This window comes from Sphingobacterium sp. IITKGP-BTPF85 (assembly GCF_001006065.1).
Lineage (GTDB): Bacteria > Bacteroidota > Bacteroidia > Sphingobacteriales > Sphingobacteriaceae > Sphingobacterium > Sphingobacterium anhuiense.
On sequence record NZ_ASZT02000191.1, the window covers coordinates 1 to 7,825 of the forward strand.

General features: G+C 33.7%; 8 protein-coding genes. 4 read left to right on the forward strand and 4 right to left on the reverse strand.

Annotation, left to right across the window (positions count from 1 at the left end; genetic code table 11):
* Window positions 1-116: 116 nt before the first annotated feature.
* Complete coding sequence (locus L950_RS22995) at window positions 117-350, forward strand: TIGR04139 family peptide modification target (RefSeq protein WP_021189922.1); 234 nt, start codon at window positions 117-119, stop codon at window positions 348-350.
* A gap of 284 nt (window positions 351-634) precedes the next feature.
* On the opposite strand, the gene L950_RS23000 is transcribed toward L950_RS22995, so the two are convergent.
* The 4 genes from L950_RS23000 to L950_RS23015 all read right to left on the reverse strand — a co-directional run bounded on the left by L950_RS23000 (window position 635) and on the right by L950_RS23015 (window position 4,793).
* Complete coding sequence (locus tag L950_RS23000) at window positions 635-1,186, reverse strand: hypothetical protein (protein ID WP_021189923.1); 552 nt, start codon at window positions 1,184-1,186, stop codon at window positions 635-637.
* 156 nt (window positions 1,187-1,342) lie between these two features.
* Window positions 1,343-1,687 (reverse strand): hypothetical protein, encoded by a 345-nt coding sequence (locus tag L950_RS23005; protein WP_197086657.1) that lies wholly within the window; start codon window positions 1,685-1,687, stop codon window positions 1,343-1,345.
* A gap of 458 nt (window positions 1,688-2,145) precedes the next feature.
* Complete coding sequence (locus L950_RS23010) at window positions 2,146-3,612, reverse strand: sigma 54-interacting transcriptional regulator (protein WP_021189926.1); 1,467 nt, start codon at window positions 3,610-3,612, stop codon at window positions 2,146-2,148.
* Between the two features lie 59 nt (window positions 3,613-3,671).
* On the reverse strand, window positions 3,672-4,793 hold the full coding sequence (locus L950_RS23015; RefSeq protein WP_021189927.1) for a vWA domain-containing protein: 1,122 nt from the start codon (window positions 4,791-4,793) through the stop codon (window positions 3,672-3,674).
* A gap of 225 nt (window positions 4,794-5,018) precedes the next feature.
* Between L950_RS23015 and L950_RS23020 the strand changes: the two genes are divergently transcribed.
* From L950_RS23020 to L950_RS27325, 3 genes are all read left to right on the forward strand, one after another.
* A complete protein-coding gene (locus tag L950_RS23020) occupies window positions 5,019-5,618 on the forward strand; it encodes an MCP four helix bundle domain-containing protein (protein WP_197086658.1) in 600 nt (199 codons plus the stop codon).
* A 287-nt stretch (window positions 5,619-5,905) separates the two neighbouring features.
* A complete protein-coding gene (locus L950_RS23025; protein ID WP_021189929.1) occupies window positions 5,906-6,598 on the forward strand; it encodes a DUF1080 domain-containing protein in 693 nt (230 codons plus the stop codon).
* A 308-nt stretch (window positions 6,599-6,906) separates the two neighbouring features.
* Complete coding sequence (locus tag L950_RS27325) at window positions 6,907-7,746, forward strand: DUF5694 domain-containing protein (protein ID WP_021189930.1); 840 nt, start codon at window positions 6,907-6,909, stop codon at window positions 7,744-7,746.
* The last annotated feature ends 79 nt before the right edge of the window (window positions 7,747-7,825 follow it).

Sequence of the window (7,825 nt, forward strand, 5' to 3'; positions counted from 1 at the left end):
TCAATATCACCAGTATATCCAGTATATAACGAATTTTAGATTTAATAATTAGCAATTGCAACAAAAGCTCTTAGGTCAGGGTAAGGTAATCGCTAATAAAATCTTAAAATTTAATTATGAAAAAGTTAAGTGGAATGAAGAGCTTCTCTTCACTAGAAAACAATAAGTTAGATGAAAAAGCTTTGGAAATGCTACAAGGGGGCCGTCGTTCTATTGGCGCTTCAGTCGTTTATTCGAACTTCCTGAATGCACAAGGTCAACAAGATATTGATACTTATGATCAATATGGGGCATTTGCTGGCAGAATTTGGGATAACTCTTCAGATTGTTCAGAAGCTAATACGTGGTAATAAACTTAGGGATATATTATCTCAATATTCTATTCTAGAAAAAATCAAATAGAATCAAGAAGAGCATCTCTTCTTTGTAAAACAATCAAATATGTATTCTAACTAAGAATTACATATTTGATTGTTTGATGATTTTTTATAAAATAATAAGTATACCAAAATGCGAAGTCTTCATTTACTACTTATATATGATGACCAAAATATTATTGTAAAAAATAATTCTTTTTCAATGCTATTCTATCTAAAATCACATAAACCGTTATCTTAATAACCTCTCCAAAATGCTATGATGTGGCCCAAGTCAAATCTAGTAAGTTTTTAAGTAAATTTTTAGTTTCACACATCAAAATCGGGCTTTTACGCATATAATTCACATTAGATTCAGGGAATACATGTAAAAGACTGGCGTTAAATTTTATTGGAAACTGGCATTTGTCGTCTAAAGTGCTAATTTCTATAAAATGTCCACAATCTAAGTACGAATCTTTGTCAGCAAGATTGGATAAACTAATATTTAAACTGATATTATCCATACTGATTTCTTCTGGGCAACTATCTGTTTTTAAATACAGAACACTACTATTTATATAGCAATAAGATATTCTTTTGGAAATTCTCAATATTATGGAAATCAGAATAAACAAAAATATGCAAATACAAAATAATGTTAATGAGATAGTCTGAATCATCATTTTTATTGATTCAAAAGAAAAAGGAAATTCCATTACCAATGCAATCGATAAATTTATAAAAGCTATGAGGCATAATAAATTTTGATATTTTTTTAATGAGTTAAAATTCTTTGGAGAAAACACTTCTATTACTGAATCTTCCATTTTTATTAATATTATTCTATAATAAATGATAAAAATTAAATTTGAACGCTGATTTTCTTAATCTTACTTCTCATTTTTTGCCAATGATAATGAACGGCGGATATTAACACTAATTTTTTCAAAAAATAGACTTCAATTTATTCGAAGGAGATCAAGTTAATTTTTAAAATAGTTCTTACTAAATTCACTGATAGAAAGAGTATTTACGGATGTGTTTTGTAAAAAATGTTCTACTCTATATGCCCTTAAGCGATCTTTTTTGGTTAATTTCCACATTAATATATCAAAATTTAATTTCGAGAAATCTATTCTTAGTTTTTCTAATTCTAGTCGATGAACTTGCATATCCATCTCTAAAAATTGATCAAAAAGAAGTAGCCTGTTACACAAAAAGTAGACATTATCTTGTTCCAAAAATATATTTCTTTTAAAAGAAGACAGCAAGGAATCTTTAATTCTCACCCAGAAAGATTCTTCCTTAAGAAAAATTAAATTATCCACTTTTTCGACTTCTAGATTCAATCTATTCATTAGATAAGCAACAATATTTTTGGGTGAAATTTGATTTTATAAAAATTCCTCAAATTATCAATGGATTCCCATCTACTTCTATCCAAAGACAAATCAATTTGATTTATATAAGCATATAAAAATACAACAAAAGCATAATCTATTTTCATCACTGCATTTCATATAAAGTTTACTATTTCCACCAATTCTTACTAAAAAAAGACTCTATTCTTTTCAGATTTGGAGGAGCGCCTACAATCACTAAAAGTTAAAAATCAGCAAGTCAATATAAGTGACTTGCTGATTTTTAATATTATCAAAATTTAGAATCAAAATTTTACATCATAGCTCGCCCGGTGAAGATAATAAACAGCAAATAAAACAAAGCATATTTTTTCATCATTTACGTAAGTAATGAAAAAAATATATGATTTTCCAGTGCTAGCTTGCTATAGATTGTTTCTCAAATATTCTTGAAACTTATCTTGAAACTGCAAACTGCTACCTACTCTGTATTTACTTAACTTGTTATTGAGCGTAAGTCCCCATAGGATGAATTCGGTCAGAAAATAGAAATCTTCAGGCTTCGTCTGTGGCTGATACTGCTGTATCAAACTGCGGATAGGTGTCACTTCGTCCAATGCATGTTCGTAATCTACATCAGTGAGTTCATCGGATAATTCAATACCCTCCGATTCCGAGAACCAGCGGACAATATCATCGTAGGGATAGCGTTCATTTTCCTTTTCAAACTTCTCAATTTTTGGAAATAAAGTAAGAAATATACTTTTAACGGCATTCTCAATCAACTGAATTGCCACAGTACCGGCTCCCTCCTGCTCACCTTCATATACGAGCTCAACCTTACCGGTTATAGCCGGCACAATACCCATAAAATCGCTCAATCTTATTGCTGTGGCCGGAGCTCCATTTTTGAGCATCCGCAGTTCGGCAGTACTTAATAAGTTTTGAAATGCGGTAATACTCATACGCGCACTGACACCACTTTTTTCATCAACATATTCGCTATTGCGGGCTTCAAAACTGATCTGCTCAATCAATTCACGAGCCAGTTCTGGAACATATATTTGTTCTTTTTGTGCCGCTTCCAAGTTAGCTTCCTGAGCAGTAATGGTTTTCGCAATCGCTACTGTTTCGGGGTAATGTGTTAATATCTGTGATCCTATCCGGTCTTTTAGGGGCGTTACGATACTTCCTCTGTTGGTGTAATCTTCCGGATTTGCAGTGAACACAAACTGGACATCCAACGGCAGACGTAATTTAAATCCGCGGATCTGGATGTCTCCTTCTTGCAATATATTAAAAAGTGCTACCTGAATTCTCGCCTGAAGATCGGGCAGTTCATTGATAACAAATATCGAGCGATTTGCCCGTGGAATCATGCCAAAATGAATCACACGATCGTCTGCATAGCTCAGTCTCAGATTTGCGGCTTTGATCGGATCTACATCGCCGATCAAATCTGCGACAGTTACATCCGGAGTAGCCAGTTTCTCTGCAAAACGATCACTTCTATGAAGCCAATCAATCGGTGTATCATCACCCTTTTCCTTTAATAGTTCTACAGCATAACGCGATATTGGGTTATAGGGATCATCATTAATTTCAGAGCCTTGTACCACAGGTATATATTCATCTAATAGATTAACCATAAGTCTGGCTAGACGTGTCTTTGCTTGCCCACGAAGACCTAGGAAATTGATATTATGTTTGGAGAGGATAGCTCTTTCTAGTTCTGGAATAACGGTGTCCTCGTAGCCGTGTACTCCAGTAAATACGGTTTCGCCGTTGCCTATCTTTGTAATCAGATTCTGACGCAATTCTTCTTTTATCGTTTTAGGTTTATAGCCAGAAGCTTTTAGTGCGCCAAATGTTGTTATCTTCGTGTAATCCATATGTTTTTATAATGAAGCGCAAATGCTGCGCAAAATGTATATCTTATTAACGTAATTGTTTATCGTATTCTCTTTCTACGATTTTCTTCGTAATCCTCAAAAATCATTTCTCCGAGATCTCCAAGTCCTGTATAGTAAGCCTTTCCCTGATTTGAAGCCGTAAATTCGTCAACAAATTCCTGCAGATAGGGATCTGAAGTGATCATGAAGGTTGTAATGGGTATTCCCAGCTTTCTGGCTTGTGCGGCCATACTATAGCACTTGCTGGTGATAAAAGGATCTAAACCCATCGGATTTTTATAGTAACTACCATCGGGCAAGTTTAAACAGCTCGGCTTTCCATCAGTAATCATAAATATCTGCTTGTTAGCATGCCGTTTACGTCTGAGGATCTCCATCGCCAACTTCAAGCCTGCGACCGTATTGGTGTGAAATGGTCCTACTTGCAGATAAGGTAGATCTTTTATCGCTATAGGCCAAGCATCATTACCAAAAACGATGATGTCCAGTGAGTCCTTGGGATAACGTGTCAGGATAAGTTCTGATAAAGCCATGGCCACTTTTTTTGCGGGTGTGATCCGGTCTTCACCGTATAGAATCATACTATGGCTAATATCAATCATCAACACGGTACTCATCTGTGATTTAAACTGGGTGTCTTCGACAACGAGATCATTTTCTGATAAGGCGAACTCTCCTATTCCATGATTAATCTGCGCATTTTTAAGGCTCTCCGTCAAGGCTATTTTCTCAAGGCTGTCCCCATACTGATAGTTTCTGAAATCGCCCATATTTTCATCACTCCGCCCTTGGTGATTGGTTTTATGGTTGCCGGACTTTCCTTTTCGCATCTTTCCAAAAATCTGATCTAAGGCATGCTGCCGTAAGGCTTTTTCCAGCTTTGAGGTAATAGAAGAGCTACCATTGCCGCCTAGTTCCAATTTTTCTCTGATGTATCCTTTATTCTTCAGATCTGCAATGAAATCATCAATGGTATATGCTGGAGTTGTCAGTTTAAATTCTTTGTCCAATTGCCGCAACCAATCAATAGCATCATCAAAATCACCGGAGGTGTGGGTAATCAGCTCTTTGAAAATATCAAATAATTTGTCAAAAGGCGTTTGAAACGGCTCGTCATATTGCTTAAAGATAAAACCCTTATTTCGTTTCGTGCTGTTCATGGATTCATTTTATTAGCATAAAGAAGCTATTCGCATATTGTAATCGGAATAACTTCGAAAGTTGAATTTACGAAATATAAATCCTTATAAAGAATCATAAACCATATGGTCTTCGTTTTAAAGACTCAACATAAAAACAACTTTTTCCTCTTTAGCTTAATTTTTATTAAATTGCTATTCTTCAGTTTTTTTTACCAAAATATACGACCAATGTGGACTTTTACAGTGAAAAATAAAATTAAGGCTGCGATGTTGTTTTTCTCTGTCCTTTGCTTGGTGATGTTGACCAATATTCAAGAGCAACACTTGGTCAAAAGAATTAATGAATCGGTAACTTCTTTATATTCGGATCGCTTAGTGGTGGCTGATTATATTCACCAGCTTTCAAATCGCATGGAGAAATTACTTGTCTTACTATCTGCACCTCAATATTCATCTAAAGACGTTAATTTGGAACTAGATAAAATCAAGCAAATCACTACACTTTATGAAAAAACTGTTCTTACAGATAAAGAAAACGTCAATTTTAATACATTTAAAATCTACATTCAACAAATAGCGCAAAATGTTAATGCCACAGATCATGCTAAAGCTATTGAGATCAGCAAACAAGCACGACAAACTTTAGAAACATTGTCTTCGATTCAATTGGAGGAAGGAAAAGTAAAGCTGGACGAAGTAATCAGTATGACGAGCAGAAGTAGATTAATGTCTTACATCGAAATCGTGATCCTAATTGTTATTGCAATATTAATTCAAATTTTGGTATTTTCCGCTAAAGTGGAGATGGGTGCAAAAGTTCCAAAAGATCATAACTTAAACTAATCGAAAGTCCAAATTCATTCCCCAGACCTAGTGGTTTTTAAATAGATTGAGTTGCGAGATTTCAATGTAAATCCATCATTTTCATGACTTTTATAAACAAAACTAATTCTTATTTTACGATCAGATTTAGAAACCTTCAGATCTTCGATTTTTTGGACTGTGAACCGATATTTTATTGGAGTTAGTTTTTTCAAAATATTAAGTAAAAACTAATATTTCTATTTTATTCCTATGAAAATTATTATGTATGTTTGTTTTAACGATAATCATTCAAACCTAAACCAAATATGAACTTTTATTATTCTGCTCTTTTTATTGTCAGCAGCTTAGCGTTTTCTCTATCTTCGTGTGCGCAATCAAAAAGCCTATTTAACGGCAAAGACTTAACAGGCTGGCATATCGATGTTCCTGAAATGGACAAAAACACGACTGTAAAAAGTCCTTTTCTTGTCAGAGATGGGATGCTAGTAAGTATGGGTAATCCTAATGGCCATATTATAACCGATAAGTCGTATAAAAACTATAGTCTGGATATCGAATACCGTTTTGCAGGAAAACCAGGGAACTGCGGTGTATTGGTGCATGCCTCTACTCCACGCGCGCTTTATGGAATGTTTCCAAAATCTATTGAAGTACAGATGATGCATGAAAATGCGGGAGACTTTTGGTGTATTGTGGAGGATATTAAAGTACCAAATATGGTTGAGCGTCGGGGTGACCCTGCTGAATGGGGTATTACAGAAGATAAAAAACGTCGGATTTTGAATCTTACCGATAAATCGGAGAAACCGCTTGGTGAATGGAACAGCATGAGAATTGAGTGTTTAGACCGAAAGATAAAAGTATGGGTGAATGGTGACCTTGTAAATGAAGGTTACGACTGTACCGCAAACAGCGGGCAGATTGCGCTTCAAGCTGAAGGTGCTGAAGTTGAATTCCGTAAGGTTTTACTAACGCCAATAACGCATCTTTCTAAATAAATGATAATGGTAACAACGCATTCATGCAAGTCTAAGCATTCGTGCATTTGCAATAGTTAGTTAACTGCTAGAAAAAATGAAAATCTAAAAAGCCATTCCGTTAGGAGTGGCTTTGTCCATTGATGACATTTTGTAAGCATTCTGTTCAGATTTACTGTTTACATTAAAAATCTATAATCTCATGAGCAGGTCTTTCCAGATCGAAAAAGGGTTCAATTACCTAATAAATTTTACCCTTTTTCTATTTAGCAAGAAAGTGATTTTATATATTTGCAAAAAATCAATAACTTAAATAAATATAAAAAAACATGGGCAAAATTAACTTCACCTTATTTCTCTTAATTTTTCAACTCTCATTTGTATCGGCTCAAGAAAAAGTAAAAGTCATATTATTAGGAACTTATCACTTTAATAATCCTGGAAATGATATGATCAAACAAAAAGACAGAAATATATTATCTAAAGAAAACCAACAAGATTTAGAAGAAATTACGAATAAAATAAAGGCATCTGCTTATAAGCCCGATCAAATATTTGTCGAGAGTAATTTTAACAAAAAGAACGAATTGAATGCAAATTATCAATCATATTTAAAAGATCAATATCATAAGTTCACAGATACAGTAAAAAATGTACGATTGAAAAAATATTATTCCGAAGGTGAAACTTTTGAATTAGGTTATAGATTAGCGAAAAAATTAGAACACCAAGAATTATATCCTATTGATAGTCTGATAGAAATGAGATTTGATATTTTATTAAAAGAGGTAAATTCAAATCCAACTTTGAAAGAAGAGTTTAGTAAATTTAATGCTTCTCTATCGGATAACTGCCTAGAAAAAATCAGTCTAAGTGATATATTTTTATGTATAAATCAAAAGTCCAACTTGGATAAAAACATTGGTTTTTATATTTCATTTGCGAATAAAGTGATGGTCAATAAAGATTATTTTGGTTCAAATCTCGTTACTGACTGGTATAAGAGGAATTTGATTATGTACGCTAATATTCAGAATCAATTAAAACCTCATACAAAAACTATTTTGGTTCTTGTTGGTAGTGGACATGCGGCCATCTTAAGACAGTTTTTTGAAGTCGATAAAAACTTTGAACTTGTTGACTTAACGAAAGTCTTCGATGCTAAGTAAAAACTCTTCCTCCAGAAATAGCGAATAAACTAATTTTATATAAAAAAATGTCATTATTTATTTAAGATAATGGCATTTT

Excerpts from the sequence above, each read along its gene's own strand:
- L950_RS22995 (WP_021189922.1), top strand. The coding sequence starts at position 117 with ATGAAAAAGTTAAGTGGAATGAAGAGCTTCTCTTCACTAGAAAACAAT.
- L950_RS23000 (WP_021189923.1), bottom strand. The coding sequence starts at position 1,186 with ATGGAAGATTCAGTAATAGAAGTGTTTTCTCCAAAGAATTTTAACTCA.
- L950_RS23010 (WP_021189926.1), bottom strand. The coding sequence starts at position 3,612 with ATGGATTACACGAAGATAACAACATTTGGCGCACTAAAAGCTTCTGGC.
- L950_RS23015 (WP_021189927.1), bottom strand. The coding sequence starts at position 4,793 with ATGAACAGCACGAAACGAAATAAGGGTTTTATCTTTAAGCAATATGAC.
- L950_RS23025 (WP_021189929.1), top strand. The coding sequence starts at position 5,906 with ATGAACTTTTATTATTCTGCTCTTTTTATTGTCAGCAGCTTAGCGTTT.
- L950_RS27325 (WP_021189930.1), top strand. The coding sequence starts at position 6,907 with ATGGGCAAAATTAACTTCACCTTATTTCTCTTAATTTTTCAACTCTCA.